This is a genomic window from Pyxidicoccus trucidator (genome assembly GCF_010894435.1).
Lineage (GTDB): Bacteria > Myxococcota > Myxococcia > Myxococcales > Myxococcaceae > Myxococcus > Myxococcus trucidator.
Genome location: NZ_JAAIXZ010000019.1, coordinates 1 through 23,680 on the forward strand (window position 1 = coordinate 1; position 23,680 = coordinate 23,680).

At 70.3% G+C, this 23,680-nt stretch carries 21 protein-coding genes; 6 read left to right on the forward strand and 15 right to left on the reverse strand.

Features of this window, described 5'->3' with window-relative positions:
• Nucleotides 1-1,142 precede the first annotated feature (1,142 nt).
• From G4D85_RS38010 to G4D85_RS38020, 3 genes are all read right to left on the reverse strand, one after another.
• On the reverse strand, nucleotides 1,143-1,871 hold the full coding sequence (locus G4D85_RS38010; RefSeq protein ID WP_164019018.1) for a sterol desaturase family protein: 729 nt from the start codon (nucleotides 1,869-1,871) through the stop codon (nucleotides 1,143-1,145).
• A gap of 17 nt (nucleotides 1,872-1,888) precedes the next feature.
• Nucleotides 1,889-2,401: a peptide deformylase gene (gene def, locus G4D85_RS38015; protein WP_164019019.1), complete on the reverse strand. Its 513-nt coding sequence runs from the start codon at nucleotides 2,399-2,401 to the stop codon at nucleotides 1,889-1,891.
• A gap of 157 nt (nucleotides 2,402-2,558) precedes the next feature.
• Complete coding sequence (locus G4D85_RS38020; RefSeq protein WP_240359743.1) at nucleotides 2,559-3,920, reverse strand: hypothetical protein; 1,362 nt, start codon at nucleotides 3,918-3,920, stop codon at nucleotides 2,559-2,561.
• A gap of 157 nt (nucleotides 3,921-4,077) precedes the next feature.
• Between G4D85_RS38020 and G4D85_RS38025 the strand changes: the two genes are divergently transcribed.
• Nucleotides 4,078-4,560 (forward strand): nuclear transport factor 2 family protein, encoded by a 483-nt coding sequence (locus G4D85_RS38025; protein ID WP_164019020.1) that lies wholly within the window; start codon nucleotides 4,078-4,080, stop codon nucleotides 4,558-4,560.
• 24 nt (nucleotides 4,561-4,584) lie between these two features.
• Here the strand turns inward: G4D85_RS38025 and G4D85_RS38030 are convergent, their stop codons facing one another.
• Both G4D85_RS38030 and G4D85_RS38035 read right to left on the reverse strand, forming a co-directional pair.
• Nucleotides 4,585-5,112, reverse strand: coding sequence for a hypothetical protein (locus G4D85_RS38030; RefSeq protein ID WP_164019021.1), 528 nt, complete (start codon nucleotides 5,110-5,112; stop codon nucleotides 4,585-4,587).
• Nucleotides 5,109-5,567: a MarR family winged helix-turn-helix transcriptional regulator gene (locus G4D85_RS38035; protein ID WP_164019022.1), complete on the reverse strand. Its 459-nt coding sequence runs from the start codon at nucleotides 5,565-5,567 to the stop codon at nucleotides 5,109-5,111. The genes G4D85_RS38030 and G4D85_RS38035 overlap by 4 nt, the downstream gene beginning before the upstream one ends.
• Before the next feature lie 111 nt (nucleotides 5,568-5,678).
• Between G4D85_RS38035 and G4D85_RS38040 the strand changes: the two genes are divergently transcribed.
• A complete protein-coding gene (locus G4D85_RS38040; protein WP_240359744.1) occupies nucleotides 5,679-6,335 on the forward strand; it encodes a hypothetical protein in 657 nt (218 codons plus the stop codon).
• A 48-nt stretch (nucleotides 6,336-6,383) separates the two neighbouring features.
• Here the strand turns inward: G4D85_RS38040 and G4D85_RS38045 are convergent, their stop codons facing one another.
• The 4 genes from G4D85_RS38045 to G4D85_RS38060 all read right to left on the reverse strand — a co-directional run bounded on the left by G4D85_RS38045 (nucleotide 6,384) and on the right by G4D85_RS38060 (nucleotide 10,601).
• The gene (locus G4D85_RS38045; RefSeq protein ID WP_164019023.1) at nucleotides 6,384-7,871 is read right to left on the reverse strand and encodes a type IV pilus assembly protein FimV; all 1,488 of its coding nucleotides are present in this window, start codon (nucleotides 7,869-7,871) and stop codon (nucleotides 6,384-6,386) included.
• Nucleotides 7,872-8,066: 195 nt separating this feature from the next.
• Nucleotides 8,067-8,693 (reverse strand): hypothetical protein, encoded by a 627-nt coding sequence (locus G4D85_RS38050; RefSeq protein ID WP_164019024.1) that lies wholly within the window; start codon nucleotides 8,691-8,693, stop codon nucleotides 8,067-8,069.
• 181 nt (nucleotides 8,694-8,874) lie between these two features.
• Nucleotides 8,875-9,492, reverse strand: a complete 618-nt coding sequence (locus tag G4D85_RS38055) for a DUF2378 family protein (protein WP_164019025.1) — start codon at nucleotides 9,490-9,492, stop codon at nucleotides 8,875-8,877.
• On the reverse strand, nucleotides 9,489-10,601 hold the full coding sequence (locus G4D85_RS38060) for a 3-oxoacyl-ACP synthase III family protein (RefSeq protein ID WP_164019026.1): 1,113 nt from the start codon (nucleotides 10,599-10,601) through the stop codon (nucleotides 9,489-9,491). The genes G4D85_RS38055 and G4D85_RS38060 overlap by 4 nt, the downstream gene beginning before the upstream one ends.
• 639 nt (nucleotides 10,602-11,240) lie before the next feature.
• Between G4D85_RS38060 and G4D85_RS38065 the strand changes: the two genes are divergently transcribed.
• Nucleotides 11,241-12,881 carry an MASE1 domain-containing protein gene (locus G4D85_RS38065; protein ID WP_205525883.1) on the forward strand — a complete coding sequence of 547 codons (1,641 nt, stop codon included), beginning with the start codon at nucleotides 11,241-11,243 and terminating at the stop codon, nucleotides 12,879-12,881.
• A gap of 93 nt (nucleotides 12,882-12,974) precedes the next feature.
• On the opposite strand, the gene G4D85_RS38070 is transcribed toward G4D85_RS38065, so the two are convergent.
• The 3 genes from G4D85_RS38070 to G4D85_RS38080 form a co-directional block, all read right to left on the reverse strand.
• A complete protein-coding gene (locus G4D85_RS38070) occupies nucleotides 12,975-13,487 on the reverse strand; it encodes a hypothetical protein (RefSeq protein WP_164019028.1) in 513 nt (170 codons plus the stop codon).
• Nucleotides 13,488-13,712: 225 nt separating this feature from the next.
• Entirely contained in the window at nucleotides 13,713-14,405 is a 693-nt protein-coding gene (locus G4D85_RS50605) for a cell wall protein (protein WP_338052931.1), read from the reverse strand.
• A 210-nt stretch (nucleotides 14,406-14,615) separates the two neighbouring features.
• Nucleotides 14,616-14,789, reverse strand: coding sequence for a hypothetical protein (locus tag G4D85_RS38080; RefSeq protein ID WP_164019030.1), 174 nt, complete (start codon nucleotides 14,787-14,789; stop codon nucleotides 14,616-14,618).
• 247 nt (nucleotides 14,790-15,036) lie between these two features.
• On the opposite strand from G4D85_RS38080, the gene G4D85_RS38085 reads away from it, so the two are divergent.
• The 3 genes from G4D85_RS38085 to tkt all read left to right on the forward strand — a co-directional run bounded on the left by G4D85_RS38085 (nucleotide 15,037) and on the right by tkt (nucleotide 19,315).
• Nucleotides 15,037-15,885, forward strand: a complete 849-nt coding sequence (locus tag G4D85_RS38085; protein WP_164019031.1) for an AAA family ATPase — start codon at nucleotides 15,037-15,039, stop codon at nucleotides 15,883-15,885.
• A 12-nt stretch (nucleotides 15,886-15,897) separates the two neighbouring features.
• On the forward strand, nucleotides 15,898-17,103 hold the full coding sequence (locus tag G4D85_RS38090; protein WP_164019032.1) for a vWA domain-containing protein: 1,206 nt from the start codon (nucleotides 15,898-15,900) through the stop codon (nucleotides 17,101-17,103).
• A 154-nt stretch (nucleotides 17,104-17,257) separates the two neighbouring features.
• Nucleotides 17,258-19,315: a transketolase gene (gene tkt, locus G4D85_RS38095; protein WP_164019033.1), complete on the forward strand. Its 2,058-nt coding sequence runs from the start codon at nucleotides 17,258-17,260 to the stop codon at nucleotides 19,313-19,315.
• Nucleotides 19,316-19,739: 424 nt separating this feature from the next.
• Here the strand turns inward: tkt and G4D85_RS38100 are convergent, their stop codons facing one another.
• From G4D85_RS38100 to G4D85_RS38110, 3 genes are all read right to left on the reverse strand, one after another.
• Nucleotides 19,740-21,350, reverse strand: a complete 1,611-nt coding sequence (locus G4D85_RS38100) for a hypothetical protein (protein WP_164019034.1) — start codon at nucleotides 21,348-21,350, stop codon at nucleotides 19,740-19,742.
• Between the two features lie 226 nt (nucleotides 21,351-21,576).
• Nucleotides 21,577-22,470, reverse strand: coding sequence for a tRNA pseudouridine(55) synthase TruB (gene truB, locus G4D85_RS38105; protein WP_164019035.1), 894 nt, complete (start codon nucleotides 22,468-22,470; stop codon nucleotides 21,577-21,579).
• Nucleotides 22,471-22,549: 79 nt separating this feature from the next.
• Complete coding sequence (locus G4D85_RS38110) at nucleotides 22,550-23,635, reverse strand: AAA family ATPase (protein ID WP_164019036.1); 1,086 nt, start codon at nucleotides 23,633-23,635, stop codon at nucleotides 22,550-22,552.
• Between the last annotated feature and the right edge of the window lie 45 nt (nucleotides 23,636-23,680).

Consider the following 23,680-nt stretch of genomic DNA (forward strand, 5'->3'; position numbering starts at 1 on the left):
GCTGATTCATATCGGTGCTGCCGGCTGCGCTTCTCAGCGCGACCTGGCTGGCACCGTCAAAGAATTGACTGCGGTTTCCGCAATCTGTCTTCTACTTGGGCTTGCTATTTGGTTTTCAAAGACCGAGCCGCTTGTACCACTCGCGACTTCTTGTTACCGTTGCTGCGCTTGCTGCCTGCCGTTTCCAACCGGCGGGGCTGCATCTTTTATTCGAGTCCGCATCCGCTGTCAACTTCGACTTTTGCGTCCTCGGGGCCTCTCGAAGTCCTCAGCGCCGCCCAGTGGCTTCCGCTGTTTCTTTCGAGGGGGAGCGGCTTCTACTTCCTTGCCGCCATCCCTGTCAACCGCTGCTTCGTTGACTTTCCCTCGCCGAGTCGCCCGTCCTGCTGCCCGGGCTTTTTCTTCGTCGGGGGCGCGGCTTCTACTTCGTCGCCGCGTTTCCTGTCAACTCGCTTCGTTGACCGCCGTATTCCGTTTGTCGGTGATGCACCACGGCCGAAGTATCTTCCGCACCAGTGCGCGGGCTTCGTCGTGGGGTCGCGGCTTCTACCACCACCGCGTTTCGAGTCAACCGCTTCGGCCGACTCTTTCTTCCGTCCTGCTCTCCCCGGATCCACCTGGCTGCTGCTGCCCGCCAGCGGGTCCGTCGAGTGGGGCGCGGCTTCTACCACCGCCGCGTCGCGAGTCAACCGCTTCGGTCGACTCCTTTTATTCTCTCTGTCAGCTTCCCGAGCTGCTCCGCCTCGGGTGAGGCGCGGCTTCTACCACCGCCGCTCCGTGGATCAACCTATTTGGTCGGATCCTTCGTACTTCTTCTGTCCGCCCCGGCGAGTCGCTGAGATCAGCCGCTCGGTCGAGGGGGCGCGGCTTCTACCACCGCCGCGTCCAGGGTCAACAAGCTTCGCCGACCTTTTTCTTCCCCCGTTCGCACCCGGTAACGGACACCGAGGCGCCGAGCAGAGGTTCAGTTTCTAACGCGTCGTCACAAGGCCGTCAAATCATCATGATCCGAAGTCCAGGTGACACCTTCGCATTGAGGGATTTAATCACCCCTTCATGGGTGTGAACCCCCTGCCCCGGTTCGGCGCTTCCTCCCGTGAAATCCCCGGTTTGCAGCCTGGAGAGCAACCGGACGAGCTGCTTCAGGGCTCGAGTTCCGCTCGGGGACGGGGGAGCTCGGGATGATCCACCCCGCTGGGAGCCGCTGGCCGCCAGGTGGTCCCGAAGAGCCAGTCCGAGAGCGGGACGGTGATGTTGAAGTTGTACCGCTGCATCTTCGAGGGGTCGTGGTGCGTCTGGTGGTGACGCCGCAGCCTCGCCATCAGCGGGAGCCGGGCCACCGGGTGCTCCGGCGGCAGGTGGTGGCAGAAGTGGAGCCACTCGTAGGTGAGGTAGTAGCCCACGGCCGAGGCCGCGAAGAGCCAGCCCACGTTTGGTGAGACGAGCGCGAAGCTCAGCGCCGCCAGCGGGGTGGCGATGGCGCCCAGGAAGAAGAGCAGCAGCACGGGCGGGAAGAGGACCATCTTCACGTCGCGGGCCGACTCGTAGGCGAGCGCCTCGTGGGTGAAGAAGCGGTGGTGCTGCTCCGTGTGCCTCTGGAAGAGCAGCCTCAGTCCTCGCCGACGATGGTGCATGGGCCCCCGGTGGCCGAGGAACTCCACGACGTTCCCCAGCAGGAAGACCGCGGGCACCGTCAGCCACTCCAGGGGGCGGACGGCCTCCAGGCGGGAGAGCGAGAAGCCGATGGCCGCCAGCGAACCCACGCTGGTGAAGGCGAAGTGGGCCCGCCCCGAGTAGCGCGCTCCTACATACTTTCGCCGGTACTCCTCACGGAAGGTGGCGACCCGCTCGGGAATGGTGTGTGTGGCCATGGCTCCCCCCGTTCGCTTCAGTCCTGGCCCTTCTGCCGGGCCTTCGCCTTCTGCAGCTTCTGCATCCGCCCGAGGATGAGGGTGCGCTTGAGGCTGGACAGGTGGTCCACGAAGACGTGCCCGTCCAGGTGGTCGATTTCATGCTGCAGCACGTGCGCGAGCCGGCCCTCCGCCTCCATCTCGTGCCACTCGCCCGTCCGGTCCTGGTAGCGCACCTTCACCCGGTGGAAGCGCGGGCACTTCTCCCACTCGCGGGGGACGGACAGGCAGCCCTCCTCCAGCGTCACGGCCTCCTTCTTCTCCAACACCTGCGGATTGATGATTTCGAAGGACGTGCCGTCCTCGCGGCCCACCAGCGCCATGCGCAGCGGCTCGCCGACCTGGTTGGCGGCGATGCCGATGCCCTCTGCTTCCTTCATCGAATCGGCCATCTCCTCCAGCAGCTTCTGGAGCGGGGGGCCGAAGTCCGTCACGGGCTTCGTGGGCGAGGTGAGTACCTTATGGGGCCAGATGACGATGTCGCGAGCCATGGGGGCGAATCTGCCATGCACTCCGGGCCTTCGCCGCGCCATTCCGCACGCCAACGGTCCAGCGGCGTACACCCCACCCATGCCACCAGAGGGCCGGGCCCGAGGGACTGCCCCCGGGCACCGGACCACCCCACCCCGCCGTCGCCTCCCCGGAAGGCTAGCGGGCCTCGGGCAGCAGCACGCACGCGAAGGGCGAGAAGGGCAGCGAGGCCCGGCGGTATCGCACCGAGTTGCCGGACTCCGCCCCCTCCAGCCACACCACATGCGACTGCGTCCCGCACCTCGAGGAGGCGATGGACGCCTCTCCCGAATCCCCCGCCGTCCGGCTCAGGTTCTCCGCCGCCCCGAGCGCCAGCCCGAAGCCCGACGTGGCCCGCGTGTGGACGTCCCGCTCGCCCCCATAGCCCTCCGTCCACACCAGCCGTACGCCCACGCTCGCCGGCACCAGCCGTGCGTCCCGCGAGTCCGCGGGCGTGCCACTCACGCTCACCGGCGCGGCGAAGGTGGCGCCTCCGTCCACGCTCAGCGAGAGGTAGATGTCGGACTCGTAGCGGTCCAGCGTCTGCCCCGTCCAGGACACGAACACCCGCGAGTCCCGCACCACCAGCCTCGGGTCGAAGGCACTGTCCAACCCCTGGCTCACCTTCACCTCCGCCCCGAAGGTGGCCCCGGCGTCCGGGCTCCGGCGCAGCCACACCTGGCAGCGGAAGGTGCACTCGCTCCACACGACATAGAGGCTGTTGCCCAGCACCGCGAGCTGCTGCTGGTGCGAGTTCTCCTCCGTGTCGGTGAGCCGGAGGGTGGGCCCGAAGGTGATTCCGCCGTCCGTGCTGCGACGGAAGAAGAGGTCCGAGCCGTCGTTGCTGCCACCGTCGTCCCACAGCACGTAGACGTGCTCGCCGCGCGCGGCCAGCTCGACGCCGCCGTAGGTTCGGCCCTCGTTCACGTCCTCGATGTCCGCGAAGACGCGCCCCGCCACCGGGCTGCGCACGAAGTAGATGTCTCCCACCTCGTCCTCCAGCGAGCGGAACCACGCCAGGTGGACGTTGTCGCCGCCGCCCGCGGCCAGGCGCAGGCCGCCCTCGGGGTAGCTCGTCAGCTCCAGCACGGGCCCGAAGGTGGCGCCGCGATTCTCACTCGAGCGGAAGCGCAGCCCGCCCTCCACCCACGTCAGGTAGACGCGGGTTCCCTGCGCGAGCACCCGCACCCCGTGCGCTTCCTCCTCGGGAGTGATGCCTTCCTCACTGAGGTTTCGCACCGGGCCGAAGGTGGCGCCGCCGTCCGTGCTGCGCCGGTAGTACACGTCCCCGCTCCCGGTCGCCGCGTCCACCCAGACCACGTGCACGTCACTGCCCAGCGCGGACACCTGTGGCTCCTGGTAGCCCGCCGCCGTCGTCGTCAGGCTGCGCACGGGCGAGAAGACCTGCGCCCCCGCGATTCCGGGCAGCGCCGCCACCCCCGCCACCGCCGCGGCCAGCAGCACACCCGCTACCGTTCCGCCGCGAATCGGACTCCCCATGCTCCACACCTCCCGGCGCCGCGCCATGCGGCGCTGTGTCGGGTGAGGTATGGACGTGCCAGGTCCCTGACAGCGTTCCCGGAGGCAACGGCCCGCCCCGCAGGTGAACGCCCGACAGTTGGCGCACGCACACTGACAGGTCTGCTACACCTGCCTCATGCATCCGCACTCCCAGCTCATCACCGACTTCTACTCCGCGTTCCAGCGGCGCGACGGCGACGCCATGGCCGCCTGCTACCACCCCGACGCCGAGTTCTCCGACGAGGTCTTCGTCGGCCTGCGCCACGCCGGAGTCACCTCCATGTGGCGCATGCTCTGCGAGCGCGGCAAGGACCTGCAGCTCACCTTCCGCGACGTCCAGGCCGATGACCGCACCGGCCGCGCCCACTGGGACGCGCACTACACCTTCGGCGCCACCGGCCGGAAGGTCATCAACCGCATCGACGCGGAGTTCGAGTTCCGCGACGGAAAGATTCTCCGCCACCGCGACCGCTTCGACTTCTACGCGTGGTCCCGCCAGGCCATCGGCCCCATGGGCCTGCTGCTCGGGTGGACCCCGCTGCTGAAGAACAAGGTCCGCTCCCAGGCTCGGGGAACGCTGGACAAGTACATGAAGGAGCACGGCGTCCAGGGGCCGTGAGGCCCGGGTACGCCCGCGTTCCCGTCAAGCGAGCCGTGGCGCATCGCCTCCCGCGCTCGCGGGCCGCATTCCTGGAGCAGCGGCTCGCGACATCCGGGCAGGCAGCGGTGCCCTGTCCGGAGGCACCCAGCCCGCGCGCGCATCCAGTGAGTCCAGCGTCTCCTTGCGGTAGTACCGCTCCAGGAGCCGCGAGTCGCACAGCTCCGGCCTCGCCTCCAGGAAGGCGTCGAACGAGGTGGCGCCTGGAGCCGCGTCGAGCCCCACCTGCACCAGCTCCGCCCAGGCCCGGGTGAGCGTCTCGTGGTACTTCCCCGTCGCGCCGAGCGCCGCCGCGTAGCGCTGGATGAGGCCGCGCACCCGCTCCAGCCCGGACTCGAAGCCGTGCTCTCGCAGGCACAGCCACGCCAGCCGCACATGCGCGCGGTGCCGGAAGTCCTCGCCCGGGTACGTGGCCGCCTCCACCGCCGCGAGGAAGTCCGTGTCCGACAGCTCGACCGGGGCCTTCGCCTTCGGCCCTTCCTGGGACTGCTGTGTCGCCGGTGTGCTCATCATCCACCTCCCTTGGCGCGGGGTTTTCGTTTCGGTGGCGCCGCCTCCCCCGCTTCGGCGAGCGCCGTGAGCCCCTTCTTGAGTGCTTCCACGTCCCTCGCGCTCAGCCCTTCCAGTGCCGCCGCTTCCAGGGCCTCCAGGCGCCGGTGCACGCGGGTCGCCAGCGTCCGGCCCGCCGCCGTCAGCGACACCTGGAACGAGCGCCGGTCCTCCGGCCGCAGCTCCCTGCGCACCAGCCGCTTCGCCTCCAGCCGGTCCACGTAGCTGGTGAGCGTGGAGCGCTTGTGGGCGAAGGCTGCGTGCAGCACCCCCAGCGAGGTGTCCCCCACCTCCAGCAGGTAGGCCAGCAGGTGGGCCTCGCCCTGGGACACGTCCAGCGCGGGCTCGGCGGCGTCCAGGAACAGGCCGATGCGGTGCGTGGCGCGGTGGACGTCCAGGACGAGGCGGAGCGGCTTCATGCTCCCCGCATAACACATGTTCCGATTTCGGAAGTTCCGAATTCGGAACAACTGCCCTGGAGGGCCGGGGTGCCGTGCCCGACAGGCCTGGATGCTCTATCCTCCGGGGACATGACGCAGAGCCCCGAGAACGAGAAGGTGGACCCCCTGTACCTCTGGCTCCTGGAGGTCGCCATGGAGCTGCCCACGCCCCTGCACATGCTCGCGGAGCCGAATCCCCACGTCGCGCTCAACATGCAGGATGACCCTCGCTTCTCTCGCGAGGAGCTGTGCGAGCGGCTGTCCGAGCTCGCCGAGCGCGGCCTCATCCGCATCCATGAGCTTCCCGATGGCTTCGAGGAGCTGTTCTCCCCGGAGGAGATTTCCCGCGCCATCGACGCGCGCCGGCCCCGCTCGTACTTCGGCTATGAGCTCACCCCCGAGGGCGGCGCCCTCTGGGAACGCCACGCCCGCCCCGACTGGAGCCGCTACGTGAATGCCGGAGAGGAGCCGGGGCCCGCCGGGACTCCGGACGCGTGGGTCATCGAGGCCGCGAGCCTCGAAGCCGCCGAGGAGGAGTTCCGCTTCCATGAGGCGCTCGGGGACGAGAACCAGCCCGTGCCCGAGTCGAAGCGCGGCGAGGAGCTGGCGCCCTGGCAAATCACCTACTGGAAGACGCTGCCTCGCGGCTACCGGCTCCGGTACACCACCGTGCCCCGGCCTCGTGACACGCAGCGGATGATGTCCGTGCCGGCGCGGGCTCCCTGGTACACGCGCGTAGGGCTGTGACTCCGGCCGTGGCTCTGGCCGTGGCTCCAGGCGCTTCGGGCCGTGGCGTCACTCCTCGCCGGGCTCGAGCCGCTGGATGACCAGCGGACCACCGCCCTCGCGCGCCAGCCTCGCCGTGCAGCGCACGTTGCCCATCCAGTCGAGGAACTGGAGCTCCACCGCTCCGTCCTCGTGCAGCAGCAGCGAGCCGTAGCCGTTGTTGCCCAGGTCCGGGCGGACGCCCGTCCACTCGGGGAAGCGCGGCTGGGACTCCAGGAAGCGCAGCGGCGCGGGGGACGCGGCGCCCGGCTCCGCCCTCCTCACGGGCAGACCTCCGTGGCCCAGGCTCGCTCCCAGGAACGGCAGTTCCGGCCCGCGGTCGAACAGGGCGCCGTGCGGCGCGCCGCCCCAGCACCACAGGTCCACCTGGGACTGCTCCACCACCAGCGCCTTCAGGTCCTCCAGCAGCGCGGACGTCCTCGTGCCGCCGTACCGGTACGGCGCGCCGTGGCTCAACAGGATGTTCACCGCGCCCCGCTGCCGCCCCTCCGCGAGCACCGACTCCAGCCAGCCCAGCAGCGCGGAGTCCCGGTGCCGGCCCGGCTCGAAGTACGCCGTGTCCAGGCCGATGAGCTGGAAGCGCTCCGAGGCCAGGCAGAAGTAGCTGCCCTCCTGGAACTGACGCGTCCTCGCGGCGCCTCGCCGCTCGTCCAGGTAGCGGAAGTACGGGGTGCCTCCCGAGCGCATCTCCGCGTTCGCGTTCAGCGTCAGCAGCGTCGTCACCGGCAGCAGCGACTCCAGCGGCTCGGCCACGTGCGCGTCGAACTCGCCCTGGCGGCCGGCGTAGTACACGCCGCCCAGGTGCACCGCGTACTCCAGCCGCTCGCCGCGCATGAGGAGCTGCCGCGCCACGTACCGCGCCGGGTACTCGCCCGTGCCGAAGTCCGAGAACAGCGCCACCTCCACGGGCCGTCCCGCCGCGGGCTCGCGCAGGGGGTAGCGGAAGCGGCTGGGGTGGTGCGCTCCGTCGTGACGGCGGAAGGGTGCCCTCGGCACCGTGGCTCCGCGCAGCCAGGCCTTCCCCGTGAAGAGCAGCCAGCCTCGCAGGTCGGCGACAGGCTCGAACTTCGTCCGCGTCGGGTCGATGGGGATTTCGCCCGTCATCAACGGGAAGCGGAAGTCCGGGGGCAGCAGGACGGACGCCTTCGCCTGGAAGGGCGGGTTGCGCAGCGCGTGGAGGGCCTCCTCGGGCGCGCGCAGGGCCTGCTCCACCTCCTGCAACACCCTCACGAAGTCGAGCTCCGAGACGGGCGCGTCCAGACTCTCACGGGCCTGGCTCAGGACCTCCTCGGGCTCGTTCTGGAAGCGCGCTCGGAGCGCTTCCAGCTCCTCCGGGCCGAGCGGAGGCAGCTCGTGCGCCTCGGCGTCCGCCACGTCCCGGGCCGTGCCCTCCAGTCCCGGCGCGGGCGCCGCCTGCGCGTCCCTGCGCCCGAGACGTGAGGCCGTGGGCGCCCGGTAGCCGAGCGCCGCGTAGAGCTCCATCCGCTTGCGGTCCATGGACGCATCTTCGCCCGCTCCGCCGACACGGGGAAATGGTGTGCCAGGGCCGGGCCCTCTTCGGCGCCGGTGGCCTTCGGCTGCCTACCCGCAACACGTTGGCGTCGGGTGCTGGTCTCAACGCCGCCTTGGGGTCCTGAGTGGCCCGGCGCCCCGAGGCCGCACCTCGGAGCAGGCCGCCCTCGTGCTCCCGGGCTACTCCGCCTCCGCCCTCGCGGCGACCTGGGCGGCCTCCCACTCCTCCCACTCCTCGCGCGCGTCGCGGCGGTGGCGGCTGTCGCGGTAGACGTAGAGCGTGTAGTGCGAGCCCGTCGAGTACCCCGGCAGCCGACGCGGGTTGAACACGCTGGTGCTGGACACCGTGCCGCCCACGAAGCCCCGCGGCACCTGCACCAGGCTCAGCGCGCACCCGGCCAGCACCAGCCCCGCCTCCGGCACGTCGTTGCTCACCAGCGTGCACGTCCCCGACGCCGTGAAGCTCCCATCCGGCAGGTTGAAGCGCGCGTAGAAGGGCACCTGCTGCCCCGGCGGGAAGCTGGGGTCCGTAATCCGCACGCAGGCCGTCGCCGTCCCCGCGCGCTTGCGGCCGTCGTAAATCACCTTGCCGTCCCAGGGCCGGTGAATGGGCACGTACACGCTCGCGCCCAGGAACACGTTCGCCGCGAAGGGCGCCCCCGCGCACACCGCCATGTCCGGCGGCGTCGACGGGTCCTCCTCCGTGCGGAACTGGTACACCGCCTCGTCCGCACGCGCCTCGGACGCCACCGACATCACCGCCAGCACTGCCAGCACCGCCACTGCACCAGCCTGCATACGCGCCATGGAGAACCTCCATCAGGACCGCGGGGCTGCTTCTCGTGACTGCTGCTGCTGCGAGACAAGACCGCCGACGCACGGGCACACGTCTCCCGTACGCCTTCCCTTCCCTGCTCGGGACGGGAAACGTGAAGCCCTCGAGCGCCTCACCGCACCGCGCTTGCGCGCGGCCGGGAGCGCCGGGCACCTACTGCCAGGACAGCGTGTACTCGGTGTCGAGCGGCCCCGTCTGACGGCCGTGCACCTGCACCTGCTTGCCGCTCACCGCCTCGATGGCGGCCTGCAGCGTGCCTTCGTGGTACGGCGGCGGCATGAAGTCGCGCTTCATGAAGAAGACGCCCGTCTTGTCGCCCGTCCACGTCACGCCGCGCTCGCCGTAGCTCACCGCCGCCCGGTAGCCGGCGTGCAGGTTGCCCACCAGCCGCTTCGGGCTCTCCGACGCCAGCAGCAGCAGCGTCTTGCCCGCCGCCGACGACAGGAAGTCCTGCGTCGCCACCACGCCCATGCGCCGCAGCGCTCCGTCGAAGCCGCCGAACTTCGGCCCCATCACCTGCGCCGCGGTGAAGGACATCCGCAGGAACGCGGACACCGGGTAGTTGAAGAAGTCGATGAACTTCTTCTCTCCGCTGGCCGCGAGGCAGCGCTCCACCGCCGCGTCGCCGCCCATCACCCGCACCGCGGCCACCACGCCGTTGAAGAACAGCCCGCGCGCCGTGTCGTCCTTCGTGGCCAGCGCCAGCCGCGCTTCCAGGTCCTTGGAGACGCTCGCGTCGAGCCCTTCGACTGCCCTGCCCTTGTCGGTCATAGCCTCACCAACTGCGCGCCGTAATGGATGTTCGCTCCGACCGCCGCCACCACCACCAGGTCTCCGCCGCCCAGCCGCACCCGCCCCGCTTCCAGGTCCTCCGCCAGGAGGATGAGCATCCCCGCCGCCGACGTGTTGCCGTAGCGGTCCACGTTGCATGCTACCGCCTCGGCCGGCAGGCCGGCGCGCGCGACGAAGGCGTCCATCACCCGCTTGTTCGGCTGGTGGAAGTAGTACCGGCGGACCTCGGACTTCAGCTCCGGACGCGGCCCGAGCACCGTGTCCAGGCACTTCTGCATGTACTCCGGGTAGCTGCGCGCCACCTTGAAGCCGTCCACCACGAAGGCCATGTCCGCCGGGCGCATCCGCCCCGGCTGGTACGGCAGCTTCAGCAGGCCGCCACCCTTGCGGATGACCAGGTCCCCGTGTGCATTGCCCGAGAAGGAAGCGAGGATGCCCGCGCCCCCTTCCTCGGCAGGCTTCGCGCGGAGGACCACCGCGCCCGCCCCGTCGCCGAACACGTACATGGACAGGTAGCCCTGCAGCGTCTTCGGGCGCCCCGGGCCGGGCGGCAGCTCGTCCGTATAGACTTCACGGTTCACCAGCGGCGACGTGAAGGCCGAGGCCACCACCGCCACCGTGCGGAAGCGGCCTCCCTCCATCATCTTCTTCACCAGGTCCAGCACGTACGGCGTGCCGCCACAGCCGTCGTCAATCAGCAGCGCGAAGGCGTCCTCGCGCAGCTCCAGCCGCCGGTGCAGCTCCATGGCGTCGTGGTTGAAGTGCGGCGCGTCCGGCGTGCAGGTGACGACGAAGAGCGCGTCCAGCTCCCCCGCCTCCACTCCCGACTGCGCCAGCGCCTTGCGCAGCGCCACCTCGCACATGTCCGTGTTGTTGGCCGGGTAGACGTGCCCGTCGTTCTCCGGCGGCGGCACCGCGCGGCCCGACACCTCGTCGATGTCCCAGAGGAAGCGCCGCTCGCGGACGCCAATCTTTTCCTCGATGCGCTCCGCCGGCCAGCCGGGGATGGCTCGCGCGATACGCGCATTGCTCACGACCCGCGAAGGAACGAAGGCACCTGCTCCGACGACACAGACATTGGGTGTCATTTCACGGCCCCGTCATTCCACAGCCACGCCGAAAGGGAGGAATTCCCCGGCAGGTCGGGTTGAGCAGGATCCAGGCCACAATCGAAGTCATTGAAATGACAGTCCAACGGCACCTGAGGGCAATTCAATCGTGAAGCATGTTGTGCCTGCACCTCACTCCAAGCCACTGAAGTTGCTGGAGAACACTCCCAGCGTCAATAATGAAGTATCGGTAGTTGAGAATGAAGCAGGCCACGAGGGATTTTCCCCTCACAGTGGGCCTTTCATTTCACCATGGGTGTCTGTCTTTACTCGCGAGGCCGCGATGCACCGGGGCAATCGCGACGCCGCAGCCAGTCCTACCCATGTCGCCGCCGTGGCGGCTCCTACCGGGAGTGATTGTCTCGAGCCCCCTCCGGTGGATCTCTCCTGGTGACAATGACGGAGCGCCGCCGGTTTTCTTGGCGGGCCGGAGCTTCTCCGCCCCGGTGGGACATGCCCTCCAGGTCACTTCCTGGCGAGGGAGCCCCGTGCAAGGCTCGGCGCCACCGCAGTGGCTTCGGGGAACGGGCCCCGCAGCGGGGGACAGGCGACAGCTCGCGCGTGCTTACATCCGGGTCCTTCCAGCGCAGGTGGCCGCCGCTCGCGCGGCTGGTGCTCATGGCCTCCGCGTACGCGCTGTCGGTGAAGCTGGGAGGACTGCTCATCTTCCCTCCGGAGAACGTGTCCGCGATGTGGCCCCCCAGCGGCGTGGCGCTCGCGGGGCTGCTGCTCACCCGGTACCGTGAGTGGCCCGGCCTGCTGCTGGCGTCCCTCCTGACTGGCGCGGTCGCCATGCACGCGCAGTGGGCGCTGTCACCCGCCGTCCTGTTCATCGCCGGAGGGAACCTGCTGGAGGCGCTGGTGGGGGCGCTCCTCCTGCGGAAGCTGGTGCGCTTCCGCCCCTCGCTGGACCGGGTGCGGGACGTGCTCGGTCTGGTGGGGCTGGCCACGATGGTCAGCACCGCCATCGGCGCCACCGTGGGCGTGGGCCTGCTCGTGGCCCGGGAGCTGCTGACGCTGGAGGGGTTCTGGCACACGTGGCGCGTGTTCTGGACGGGTGACGCCATGGGCGTCCTGGTGGTGACGCCGCTGCTGCTCACGTGGCTGAGGAGAGGGCTGGCCGGGTGGACGCTCCGGCGCTGCGGAGAGCTGGCCGCGCTGCTGCTGTGCCTGGGCGCAGTCACGCACCTGGTGTTCCACGCGCCGAGCTCCAGTGCGCCGGACACGGTGGCCCTCCACCCGATGACCTACCTGGCGTTCCCCTTCCTGCTCTGGGCGGCGCTGCGGTTCGAGGCCCGCGGCACCACGCTGGCCACCGCCGTGCTGACCACGCTGGCGCTCTGGCACACCGCCCATGGTTGCGGCCCCTTCGCCCAGGCGGCGGGGCACAACATCAGCATCGTCTTCCTCCAGTCGTTCCTCGCCGCCGCCAGCGTGTCCGGGCTGCTGCTGGCCAGCGCGCTCGGCGAGCGGCGCCGCGCCCAGGACGAGGTGAGCCACCTCAACCAGGAGCTGCGCGACTCGCTGCGGACGCTGGCGGCCACGCAGGCGGAGCTGGTGCGGCGCGAGCGCATGGCCGCGCTCGGCGAGCTGAGCGCCACCGTCGCCCACGAGGTGCGCAACCCGCTGGGCGCCATCGCCAACGCCGTCGCCGCCCTGCGACGGCTGGCACCCAAGGCCACGGTGGGCCACGCGGGCACCCTGCTGAACATCGTGGACGAGGAGGTGCAGCGGCTGGACCTCATGGTCAACGACCTGCTCGACTTCGCCCGCCCCATGGAGCCCCGGCTGCAGTCCCAGCCGCTGCCACCCGTGGTGGAGGGGGCCCTGAGCGCGTCACTGCGCGCCGGCCCCGCGCACATCACCGTGGCCCGCACCGTGGACGAGAGCCTGCCGCCCGTCGCCGTGGACCCACAGCTGCTCCACGTGGCCCTCACCAACCTCTTCACCAACGCCGTGCAGGCCATGCCGTCCGGCGGCACCCTCACCGCGAAGCTCGAGCCCGACACCCGCGCCGGCGCCCCGCATGCCCGGCTGACCATCTCCGACACCGGGCACGGCATGGCCCCCGAGGTGAGGGCCCGCATCTTCGAGCCCTTCTTCACCACGCGCGCCAGCGGCACCGGGCTGGGGCTCGCCATCGTCCGGCGCATCGTCGACAGCCACCATGGCGAGGTGTCCGTCCACAGCACCGTGGGACAGGGCACCACCTTCACCGTGTGGCTGCCGTATGCCGGGCAGCTGCCCGCGCCCGGGTGAGGGCGCGGGCTCACCTTCCGTGACTCAGAGTGGCTGCCGTATGCCGGGCAGCTGCCCGCGCCCGGGTGAGGGCGCGGGCTCTCCGTCCAGGACTCAGAACGGGATGTTGTCGTCGTCGCCCGGCGGGGGGATGTCGTCGTCGAAGCCGCCACCACCCCGGCCACCACCACCGCCGCCGCCGTAGCTGTCACCGCCTCCGCCACCGCCGCCGCCCTGCTGGCGCGCCATCTCCGCTTCGATTGCGGACAGGAGCTGGCGCTCCTTGTCGTGCCAGCGCGACTTGCTGGGGTCGTTCAGCGAGCGGCGCGCGCCGTTCGCGTAGAACTCCAGGTCGCCCATGCTCGCGCCCACGACCGGGGCGCCCTTGCTGCGGCCGTAGTTGGGGAAGACCATTCCGTCTCCGCCCCCACCACCGCCACCGCCGCTCGGCGCCGCCGCCCGGCGCGGGGCCGCGGCCGCCGCATCCGGCGCGCTGCCAATCGACATCTCTCCCAGCTTCAGCGTGAAGCCCTCGGCGTTCTTGAACGCCGTGCCCACGCGCACCTGCTCCACTCGTCCATCGGGACGCCGGACCGCCACGGTGACCGGATAGCCTTGCTCGCTCATGCGAGCCCGAATCCCATCCCAAGCCCCGCACTGTCAACGACGGCGCGCACGGTGATGTCCGGCAACAGGCCCGCCCGGCTGGAGGGGTCCTCGGCTTCACGGGCCCATCGCACGGGGCCCCCCGCCCGGCTCCCGGGCGAGGCTCCTCCGGCGAGGGCACGAACTGGATGCGACAGGTCCAGCACCATCGCCGGGACTTCAGGGAGGGCTCGGGCCCTCCACGCGTCAGAGCAGGGACAGCTGGTTCTTCTTGTTGGCCTTCTTGCGAGCCTTGGGCTTGGGAGCCGAAGCCTTCGAGGCCTTCCGGGCCGAGACCTTCGGGGCCTTGGCCTTCGAGGCCGTGGTCTTCCGGGCCGCAGTCTTCCGGGTCGAGGTCTTCCGGGCCGCAGTCTTCGGGGCCGCAGCCTTCGGGGCCGCAGTCTTCCGGGTCGAGGTCTTCCGGGCCGGCGCCTTCGGGGCCGGCGCCTTCGGGGCCGACGCCTTCGGCGCGGCTTCCTTCAGCGCCTTGCTCGCGGCACGCCCGCGCGGCAGCTTCACCTCACGCACGGACTGCGGCCTCGCGTCGTCCACCCAGTCCGTCGGCCGGCGGTTGGTGCGCATGAGCAGCCGCAGCTTCTGGTAGTGCGCCGAGCAGTAGCCCTTCGACCGGCTCTGGCGCGCGCAGCCGATGACGGCGCACGCCCGCGTGCCCTCTTCCACTCGCACACGCTTCGCCTCCGCTGGCGCCTGCTTCGCCGCGACACCCCGACCCGTCGTGGCCGCCTGCTTCCCACGCCGACCCGCGCCGCGCACGGCCGCGGGCTCCGGAATCACCGAGGGCGCCCTCACCCCCGCCATGGCGCCGAGCCGGTTCATCAACGGCGCCAGACGGAACGTCGTCACGCGCAACAGCTCCAGGGACTCCAGGCCATCCTCCATGCGGCTTACCGCCGACTGCAGCGGAGCCAGCTGTGCCTGAAGCTCGCGCCGGAACATCTCCCCAAGAGCATTCGCAAGGTCCATTGCTGGGAGGATACACGCCGTCTCATGTCTCGGGCATGAAATCCATTGCAGGGGTCAAGCCAACGGTTGGCCAGCGGGCGAAGCCATACATCCCCTGGGGTCAGCCGGGCTCCAGGGAGAGCGCCCTCAGCCCCGGACGCTGGGGGCCGGCGGGGACATGGGCCGGGTCTCCGTCACCGAGTCCACGGGCTGCACCGGGCGGCGCTCGGGCGGCAGGGTGGCCGCCGTCACGCCACAGGCGCGCAGCGCCATGGACAGTGCCCACACGAGCAGCAGTGTCGGAACGAACGGGTGACCCACGACCGCCTCCAGTGAAGATCCAGACCGACTCAAGGACGAACTCGACGGCTTTCCTTGGAAAACGCCATCAAGTCGCCCCCTTCATACGCACGAGGATACGGTTCCGGTCTGACGTGCCGGAGAGGACGTGGAAGGGCCCTGGCGAGAGGGCGGCAGAGCGCGGGAGCAGCCCTCGGGGGCCCGGTACCCGGGCCGGGTGGCAGGCGGCCCCCCGCGACGGCGGTGCGGATGTTAAAGGAGGCGAGCCATGACTCCGGTCCCCACCCCTGTCCGCTTCCGAGGCACCGATACCTACCTGACCAACGAGGGCCTCCAGGCCGCGGTCAACTGCGCGCTGACGCTGCAGCGACCGCTGCTCGTGAAGGGCGAGCCCGGCACCGGCAAGACGCTGCTGGCCGAGGCCATCGCCCAGGCCCTGGGCCAGCGGCTGCTCACCTGGCACGTGAAGAGCACCACCCGCGCCCAGGACGGCCTCTACGTCTACGACACCGTGCAGCGCCTGTATGACTCGCGCTTCGGCGACGGCGACGTGCGGGACATCCGCCGCTACATCCGCCAGGGCCCGCTGGGCGAGGCGTTCTCCGCCCCCGAGCGCGTGGTGCTCCTCATCGACGAGGTGGACAAGGCGGACCTCGAGTTCCCCAACGATTTGCTCCACGAGCTGGACCGGATGCGCTTCCGCGTCACCGAGACGGGGGACGAGGTGGCGGCGAAGCACCGCCCGGTGGTGGTGATTACGTCCAACAACGAGAAGGAGCTGCCGGACGCCTTCCTGCGCCGCTGCGTCTTCCACTTCATCGACTTCCCCGACGCGGAGCTCATGCGCCGCATCGTCGCCGTCCACCACCCCGGGCTGGACGCCAACCTGACCGAGCAGGCCCTGAAGGTCTTCTACGAGCTGCGCGGCTTCACCCGCCTGCGCAAGCGGCCCTCCACCAGCGAGCTCATCGACTGGATTGCCGTGCTCAAGTCCCAGGGCCTCACCGACCTGAAGCTGGATGAGAACCTGCCGTTCCTCGGCGCCCTGCTGAAGAAGGAGCAGGACCTGGTGTCCGTCGCGGAGGCCTTCGGACGCGGACGTCGGCCCCGGGCCTAGAGGGAGCGCGCCATGTTCCTGCCATTCTTCTACGAGCTGCGCCGGCGCGGGGTGAAGGTGGGCGCGCAGGAGGCGCTCGCGCTGGCGGGAGCGCTCCAGGCCGGCCTCCACGACAGCAGCCTGGACGGCTTCTACCATGTGGCGCGCGCGCTCCTGGTGCACTCGGAGACGCAGCTCGACACGTTCGACCAGGCGTTCCTCGCGCACTTCAAGGGCGTGGAGACCGCGGGCCTGGAGCTGACGCAGGAGCTGCTGTCCTGGCTGGAGGAGGCGCGCGAGCGGGCCGACTTGAGCCCCGAGGAGCTGGCGCTGCTGGAGCAGCTGGACCCGGAGGAGATCCGCCGGCTGTTCGAGGAGCGCCTGCGCGAGCAGCAGGAGCGCCACGACGGCGGCAACCGGTGGGTTGGCACGGGCGGCACGTCGCCCTTCGGCAACGGCGGCTTCGCGCGCGAGGGCATCCGCGTGGGCGGCAAGGGCGGCCGGCAGGGCGCGGCGCTGATGCAGGCGGGCGCGCGGAAGTACGCGGGCTACCGCGATGACCTGGTGCTGGACACGCGGCAGCTCGCGGTGGCGCTGCGCAAGCTGCGGGCCTTCGCTCGCGACGGCGCGCCGGACGAGCTGGACGTGGACGAGTCCATCGCCGCCACCGCGAAGAACGCGGGCGAGCTGGAGGTGGTGGTGCGCCCGCCGCGCAGGCCCAACACCCGCGTGGTGCTGGCCATGGACGTGGGCGGCTCCATGGACCCGTACGCGGCGGTGATGAGCCGGCTGTTCAGCGCGGCGAGCCAGGCGACGCACTTCAAGGAGCTGCGCACCTTCTATTTCCACAACTGCGTCTACGGGAAGCTGTACGCCACGCCGCAGCTCACGGGCGGCATGACGGTGCCGGAGCTGCTCGCGCAGGTGGGACGGCACCACAAGCTGGTCATCGTGGGCGACGCCTCCATGGCCCCGTACGAGCTGTCCATCCGCACCGACGCGGACGGGCACTACAAGGCGGACGGGCTGGAAGGGCTGACGTGGCTGATGCAGCTCTCGCAGCACTTCGAGCGCAACGTGTGGCTCAACCCCGAGCCCATGGGCACGTGGCGCTCGGGCACGATTTCGGTGGTTGCGCGCGTGTTCCCCATGTTCCCCCTCACCGTGGAGGGACTGGGCGAGGCCGTGACACACCTGACGCGCGGGCGCACCGTGAAGGGTGTGGCGGCGCGGCGGTAGGGCACCGGCAGGACGCATTCCCTGCCCCCCGGGGCCATGAATTCCCCTTGCCCCGTGGACTGCCGGACGGCCGGGTGGGCGGGCTCGCGTTTCGTGCGGCGCTCCGGCGGCAGTTACGGCATGGTGCGCCGCGAGCGGGAACGCGAGGACACCCATGACGACCGACAAGCAGGACGTGCTGGCCATCAACACCATCCGCACCCTGGCCATGGATGCGGTGCAGCAGGCCCACTCGGGCCACCCGGGGGCGCCGATGTCCCTGGCCCCCGTGGCCTATCAGGTCTGGCAGCAGGAGCTGCGCTATGACCCGTCCCACCCCATCTGGCCGGACCGCGACAGGTTCATCCTCTCCAACGGCCACGCCTCCATGCTGCTGTACGCGCTGCTCCACCTGGCCGGGGTGAAGCGCGTCACCCGGGAGTACACCGTCGAGGACGCGCCCACCGTCTCCCTGGACGACATCAAGAAGTTCCGCCAGCTCGACTCCGCCACCCCCGGCCACCCGGAGTACCGGTGGACCAGCGGCGTGGAGACCACCACCGGCCCCCTGGGCCAGGGCGTCGCCAACAGCGTGGGCATGGCCATCGCCAGCCGCTGGCTCGCCGGGCACTTCAACCGCCCCGGCTTCGAGATGTTCAGCTACGACGTCTATGCCATCTGCGGTGACGGCGACCTGATGGAGGGCGTCGCCTCCGAGGCCGCCTCCATCGCCGGCCACCTCCAGCTGCCCAACCTCTGCTGGATCTACGACAGCAACCACATCTCCATCGACGGCAGCACCGACCTGGCCTTCACCGAGGACGTGGGCCGCCGCTTCGAGGGCTACGGGTGGCGCGTCATCCACGTCGCCGACGCCAATGACCTCAACGTCATGGGCGAGGCGCTGCGCACCTTCAAGACGCTGCGCGGCAAGCCCACGCTCATCGTCGTCACCACGCAGATTGCCTTCGGCGCGCCCAAGCTCCAGGGCTCGGCGAAGGCCCACGGCGAGCCGCTGGGCGACGAGGAAATCAAGGGCGCCAAGCGCAACTACGGCTGGCCCGAGGACGCGAAGTTCCTCGTCCCCGACGGCGTGCGCGAGCGCTTCCAGGAGCGCATGGGCAACCGCGGCAAGCAGCTGCGCTCCGAGTGGATGCAGCGCTTCGACGAGTACCGCAAGCAGTTCCCCGAGCTGGCCGACCAGCTGGAGCGCATGCAGCGCCGCGACACGCCCAAGGGCTGGGACGCGGAGCTGCCGACGTTCCCCGCCGACGCCAAGGGCATGGCCACCCGCGAGTCCAGCGGCAAGGTGCTCAACGCCGTGGCGAAGCACTACCCGTGGCTGGTGGGCGGCTCGGCGGACCTCAACCCGTCCACGAAGACGTACATCACCGGCTCGGAGTCGATGAAGCCCGGGGAGCACTCCGGCCGCAACATCCACTTCGGCGTGCGCGAGCATGCGATGGGCTCCATCGTCAACGGCCTGTGCCTGAGCAAGCTGCGCGGCTACGGCGCCACGTTCCTCATCTTCAGTGACTACCAGCGCCCCGCCATCCGACTGTCCGCGCTGATGGAGCTGCCGGCGCTGCACATCTTCACGCACGACTCCATCGGCCTGGGCGAGGACGGCCCCACGCACCAGCCGGTGGAGCAGCTCGCCAGCCTGCGCGCGATTCCGGGCATCATCGTGATGCGGCCCGGAGACGCGAACGAGGTGGTGGAGGCGTGGCGGGTGATTGGCGAGCAGCGCAAGCACCCGGTGGTGCTCGTGCTCACCCGGCAGCCGGTGCCCACGTTCGACCGCACGAAGTTCGGCGCGGCGTCGGGCGTGAGGCGCGGCGGCTACGTGCTGGCGGACGCGGAGGGCGGCAAGCCGGAGGTCATCCTCATCGGCACCGGCAGCGAGGTGTCGCTGTGCGTGGACGCGTACGAGAAGCTCAAGGCCGAGGGCATCAAGGCCCGCGTGGTGAGCCTGCCCTCGTGGGAGCTGTTCGAGCAGCAGCCGCAGGAGTACCAGGACAGCGTGCTGCCTCCGGACGTGAAGGCCCGCGTCGCGGTGGAGAAGGCCGCTGCCTTCGGCTGGGAGCGCTGGGTGGGGCACACCGGCAACGTCATCGCCATGCGCAGCTTCGGCGCGTCCGCCCCCATCAAGGCCCTGCAGCAGAAGTTCGGCTTCACGCTCGACAACGTGGTGCAGGTGGCCAAGGACACCCTCGCCAAGGCGAAGAAGTAGGCGCGGGCCTGCCGCGGGACCTCTGAGCGCTGAAAAAGAAGAGGCCCCGGACCGTCCCCCAACGGTCCGAGGCCCTCAAAGTCGTCCTGCTGAAGCAGTGAGGTGCCGGTTCATCCCCCGATGGCCCGGCACCTCGAAGCCCTGCTGCGGAAACCCAAGGTTCCCGCGTCATCCCCCCGGACAACGCGGGCACCTCGAATCTTCCTGCGGAAACCCAAGGTCCCCGCGTCATCCCCCCGGACAACGCGGACATCTCGAGTCCCCCTGCGGAAACCCGCGGCTCCCACGTCGTCCCCCCGGACGACACGGGCACCTCGCGTCCCCTCAATCACAACACCTGGCGCGCTCGCGTCGCGGGACTTGCGGCCCCCCGCATCCCGGCCCCCGCCGGGTTCCCGCACCGTGAGTCCGCCAGGAAATCCGTTCACCCCGCGAGGTACGTGGGACGCACCACCGGCTCGCCCACCCGGCTCATCTCGCGCAGCATCTTCTGGAAGTCCGAGTTCGCGATGCCCGTCTCGCCCTTCGACATCGCCTGGGTGGCGTACTTCTCGTAGATGTCGAGCACCTTGCGCGCATCCGGGCCCAGCCGGCCGTAGTTCTCGCGCGCCCACTTCTGCAGGTCCGCGAACTCCACGCCCGCTGCCTGGCCGTCATGGTCACCCGCGCCGACCTTGATGGCCTCGGCCAGGTCCTTCCCGGAGATGCGGCCGCTCTTCACGTCCAGCTTCTCCAGCGAGGTGCGCATGGAGTCGTCGCGGAACGTCTTGAACTGGCCCGCGTCCTTCAGCATCTTGTCGAACTCGGCCTGCGACAGGCCGTCCTTGCCCGCGCCCTTCGCGGCCTTCTCGTAGGTGGCCAGCACCTGCTTCGCCTCGGGCGTCAGGCGCTCCTTGTTCTCGCGCGCCCAATTCTGGAACTCGCGCAGCTCGGACGTGACGGCGTGGCCGTCGTTGTCGGACACACCCTCGCGGATGGCCTCCAGCATGTCCTCGCCGGAGACGGGGCCCTTCTCCTTGTCCAGCTTCTCGAGCGCGGTGCGCGCGCTCACGTCACCCACGCCCTTGAACTCCTTGAGCATGTTCTTCCACTCGGTGCGGGACAGGTCCTGGTCGCCGGTCGCCGTGGCCTTGTTCGCGTGCTTCTCGAAGATGCCGAGCACTTCCTTGGCCTCGGGCGACAGCTTCGCGCCGTTCTTCTGCGCCCAGTCCTTGAAGGCGCCGAGCTCGGCCTTCGTCTGGCCGTCCGCGTCCTTCGCGCCACGCTCGATGGCCTTCGCCATGTCGCGACCGGAGATGGGCGAGGGCAGCTTGTCCAGCCCGGCCAGGGCGCGCTTCGCACCCTGGTCGCCGACCTTGCTCATCTCCGCCAGCATCTTGTCGTGCTCGGCCTGGGGGATGCCCGTCTGGCCCGCGGCCTGCGACTTCGCGGCGTACTTCGCGTAGATGTCCATCACCTGCTTCGCCTCGGGCGACAGCCGGTCGGCGTTCTTCTGCGCCCACTCGGAGAAGGCGCGGAACTCACCGGAGGCCGCCTGGCCGTCCAGGTCCGCCGTGCCCGTCTTGATGGCGTCCGCGAGCTGCTCGCCGCTGACGGGGCCCTTCGTCTTGTCCAGCTTGCCCAGCTCCACCAGCGCGCCCACGTCCAGCGGCGACCAGCAGTCGGTCGGCTTCGTCGGCACCGGCGTGCCACAGCGGTCGCCCGGGAACGGGAACGGGAGCGGCTTCGGCAGGGGGCGCGGGCCGCCCGGCAGCGGGAGCGGATGCGGCAGGGGCCGCGGGCCGCAGTGGTCGCCCGGGAACGGCTCCGGCTGGGGGCGCGGGCCGCCCGGCAACGGGAGCGGATGCGGCAGGGGCCGCGGGAACTGGCCGCTGTCCGTCGGGAAGCAGCCACCGGCGACGATGCCGGGGCGCGGCTCCTGCACCGCCGGCCGCACCAGCTCCTGGGTGGCGACCTGCGCGGGCTTCGTGAGCGTCTGGGTGGCGGGGCCGCGGACGGCCGGGGTGACGAGGTTCGTAGGGATTCGGGTGGTCATTTGGATCTCCGTGCTGTTGGAGCGTGTGACCAGGCCTATTGCGCGCAGCGTGCCACACACCTACCCCGGTGTCCGCACGTCCACTCCTTCGTGATTTCAACGGGTTGGGCGTGAAGGGGGTGTGTCCCAAGGGCCGCAGGGGGTGGTGACAACAGTCACCACCGGTGACAGCTGTCATCACCCGAGGCTCGGGGGGTGGTGACGGGAGTCACCGGATCCACACCCGTCACAGCCCTCCGCGCAGCTCCGTCTCGCTCCACAGCGCGCCCTCGCGCTCGCGCAGCAGGAAGGTGAGCCTTCCTTGATGGAAGCCGCGCACCGGAGCGTCCGGGTCGGGGAAGCCAGGGGGGAGCCTCCAGTCGGGGGGCTGCACCGCTCCGAGCGGGAGGCCTCGCTCCCGTCGCAGCTCGCCCACTTCCTGATCCGTCAGCAGTCTCGCGCGGCTCCAGGGGAGCAGTTCGCGCCCGTGCAGTCCGACTCGCTGCCCCGGAGGCGGGTCCTCCCAGGGGCCTATCGCCGTGCGCCGCAGCGCCGAGAGGTGTGCGCCACAGCCCAGCACCCGGCCCACGTCCCTCGCCAGCGAGCGCACGTAGTAGCCGCCACGGCACGTCAGCAGCAGCCGGCTGGAGCGCGGCAGCGCATGTGACAGCCACCGCGCTGAGTGCAGGTACACGCGCGACGGTGGCAGCTCCACCACCTCGCCCCGGTGCGCCTTGCGGTATGCCGGCTCCCCTCCCACCTTCTTCGCGCTCGTCGCGGGCGGCACCTGCTCCTGCCAGCCGATGAAGCGCGCGAGCGCCGCGTCCAGCGCCTCGGGGGTCAGCGCCGCTGTGTCTCCCTGGAGCACCGGCTTGCCGTGCAGGTCGCCAGTGTCCATCTCCGTGCCCCACACCACCTCCGCCTCGTACGTCTTGGGCACAGAGTGGAGCAGCTCGAACAGCCGCGTGGCTCCGCCCACCAGCACGAGCAGCAGCCCTTCCGCGAACGGGTCCAACGTTCCGCCGTGGCACACCGGCACACGCTTGCCTGGATGGGCCCGCACCTCTTCCAGGAAGGACTGCACCACCGAGAAGCTCGTGGGGCCCACCGGCTTGTGGACCCGATAGATGCCGGGAGTCATGTGCCGCCCACCTCGCCGGGCCGCACCACCGCGAGGCTCGCGGGCCCCACCCACGGGTTGACCCGATAGACACCCGGAATCATGCTCCGCCCACCTCCGTGGAGCCTCCGGGCTTCACCAGGTGCACTGGCTGGCAGTGCGAGCGCTCCGCCACCACCTTCGCCAGCTCCTCCGCGTGCGTCGTCACCCATACCTGACTGTGCTTCGCCGCGCCGGTGATGAGCCGGCCCAACGGCTCCAGCAGGTCCGGGTGCAGGCTCGTCTCCGGCTCGTTCAGCGCCAGGAAGGGCGGAGGCCTCGGGCTCAGCAGCGCCGCCAGCAGGCACAGGTACCGCAACGTCCCGTCCGACAGCTCCGCCGCCGTCATCGGCCGCATCAACCCCGGCATGTGCAGGTACAGGCTGAAGCGCCCCTCCGGCGAGCGCACCTCCAACCTCGAGCCCGGAAACGCATCCTCCAGCCCCTGCTCCAGCGCGCGCCGGTCCCCTATCTCGATGATGGTCATCAGCGCCGCGGCGAGGTCCCGCCCATCATGCGACAACACTGGCGTCCGCACGCCCACCTGCGGGTGCCGCATGGGCGCGTCCGGGTCGGTGCGGAACTGGTGGTAGAAGCGCCACGCGCGCAGCGTGCGCTGCACCTCCGCCAGTCGCGGGAAGCGGTGCGGCTCGGCGAGCTGGTCCATCACCGACTCCGCGCTCCAGAGCTGCGTGGGGAACGACACCCGCGTCCCCTCCGAGTCCCGCAGGAAGGCCGTGCGGTCCTTGCGCTCCATCAGCACCAGCTTTCGCCCTCCCGAGAAGACCCACAGGTGCTCCTCCTTCACCTCCGGGTCCAGGCTGAAGGCCCCCGGCTCCGTCGGGTCATACGGGACGATGCCGCAACTCAGCTCGTACGCCACGTCCCCCAGCTCCACGCCCACCGTCATCCGCACCGGCTTCTTTCCCTCGCGCGGCCCCGCCCACAGCACGCTCGGCGTGCCGCCCTCCTCCGCCAGCGTGCGCGCCAGCCGTCCCTCCGCCGCAGCCACCAGCAGGTAGAGCGCGCGGTACAGGTTCGTCTTGCCGCTGCCGTTGGGCCCGACAATCACATTCACCGGCCCCAGCTCCAGTGACAGCCTTCGCACCGAGCGGTAGCCCGCGATGTCCAATCGAGTGATGGGCATTGCTGCTCCATCGCACTTTCCGGCGGGGATGACGACCCCCAGCGT

Excerpts from the sequence above, each read along its gene's own strand:
- G4D85_RS38010 (WP_164019018.1), bottom strand. The coding sequence starts at position 1,871 with ATGGCCACACACACCATTCCCGAGCGGGTCGCCACCTTCCGTGAGGAG.
- def (WP_164019019.1), bottom strand. The coding sequence starts at position 2,401 with ATGGCTCGCGACATCGTCATCTGGCCCCATAAGGTACTCACCTCGCCC.
- G4D85_RS38020 (WP_240359743.1), bottom strand. The coding sequence starts at position 3,920 with ATGGGGAGTCCGATTCGCGGCGGAACGGTAGCGGGTGTGCTGCTGGCC.
- G4D85_RS38025 (WP_164019020.1), top strand. The coding sequence starts at position 4,078 with ATGCATCCGCACTCCCAGCTCATCACCGACTTCTACTCCGCGTTCCAG.
- G4D85_RS38030 (WP_164019021.1), bottom strand. The coding sequence starts at position 5,112 with ATGATGAGCACACCGGCGACACAGCAGTCCCAGGAAGGGCCGAAGGCG.
- G4D85_RS38035 (WP_164019022.1), bottom strand. The coding sequence starts at position 5,567 with ATGAAGCCGCTCCGCCTCGTCCTGGACGTCCACCGCGCCACGCACCGC.
- G4D85_RS38040 (WP_240359744.1), top strand. The coding sequence starts at position 5,679 with ATGACGCAGAGCCCCGAGAACGAGAAGGTGGACCCCCTGTACCTCTGG.
- G4D85_RS38045 (WP_164019023.1), bottom strand. The coding sequence starts at position 7,871 with ATGGACCGCAAGCGGATGGAGCTCTACGCGGCGCTCGGCTACCGGGCG.
- G4D85_RS38050 (WP_164019024.1), bottom strand. The coding sequence starts at position 8,693 with ATGGCGCGTATGCAGGCTGGTGCAGTGGCGGTGCTGGCAGTGCTGGCG.
- G4D85_RS38055 (WP_164019025.1), bottom strand. The coding sequence starts at position 9,492 with ATGACCGACAAGGGCAGGGCAGTCGAAGGGCTCGACGCGAGCGTCTCC.
- G4D85_RS38060 (WP_164019026.1), bottom strand. The coding sequence starts at position 10,601 with ATGACACCCAATGTCTGTGTCGTCGGAGCAGGTGCCTTCGTTCCTTCG.
- G4D85_RS38065 (WP_205525883.1), top strand. The coding sequence starts at position 11,241 with ATGGCCTCCGCGTACGCGCTGTCGGTGAAGCTGGGAGGACTGCTCATC.
- G4D85_RS38070 (WP_164019028.1), bottom strand. The coding sequence starts at position 13,487 with ATGAGCGAGCAAGGCTATCCGGTCACCGTGGCGGTCCGGCGTCCCGAT.
- G4D85_RS50605 (WP_338052931.1), bottom strand. The coding sequence starts at position 14,405 with ATGGAGGATGGCCTGGAGTCCCTGGAGCTGTTGCGCGTGACGACGTTC.
- G4D85_RS38085 (WP_164019031.1), top strand. The coding sequence starts at position 15,037 with ATGACTCCGGTCCCCACCCCTGTCCGCTTCCGAGGCACCGATACCTAC.
- G4D85_RS38090 (WP_164019032.1), top strand. The coding sequence starts at position 15,898 with ATGTTCCTGCCATTCTTCTACGAGCTGCGCCGGCGCGGGGTGAAGGTG.
- tkt (WP_164019033.1), top strand. The coding sequence starts at position 17,258 with ATGACGACCGACAAGCAGGACGTGCTGGCCATCAACACCATCCGCACC.
- G4D85_RS38100 (WP_164019034.1), bottom strand. The coding sequence starts at position 21,350 with ATGACCACCCGAATCCCTACGAACCTCGTCACCCCGGCCGTCCGCGGC.
- truB (WP_164019035.1), bottom strand. The coding sequence starts at position 22,470 with ATGACTCCCGGCATCTATCGGGTCCACAAGCCGGTGGGCCCCACGAGC.
- G4D85_RS38110 (WP_164019036.1), bottom strand. The coding sequence starts at position 23,635 with ATGCCCATCACTCGATTGGACATCGCGGGCTACCGCTCGGTGCGAAGG.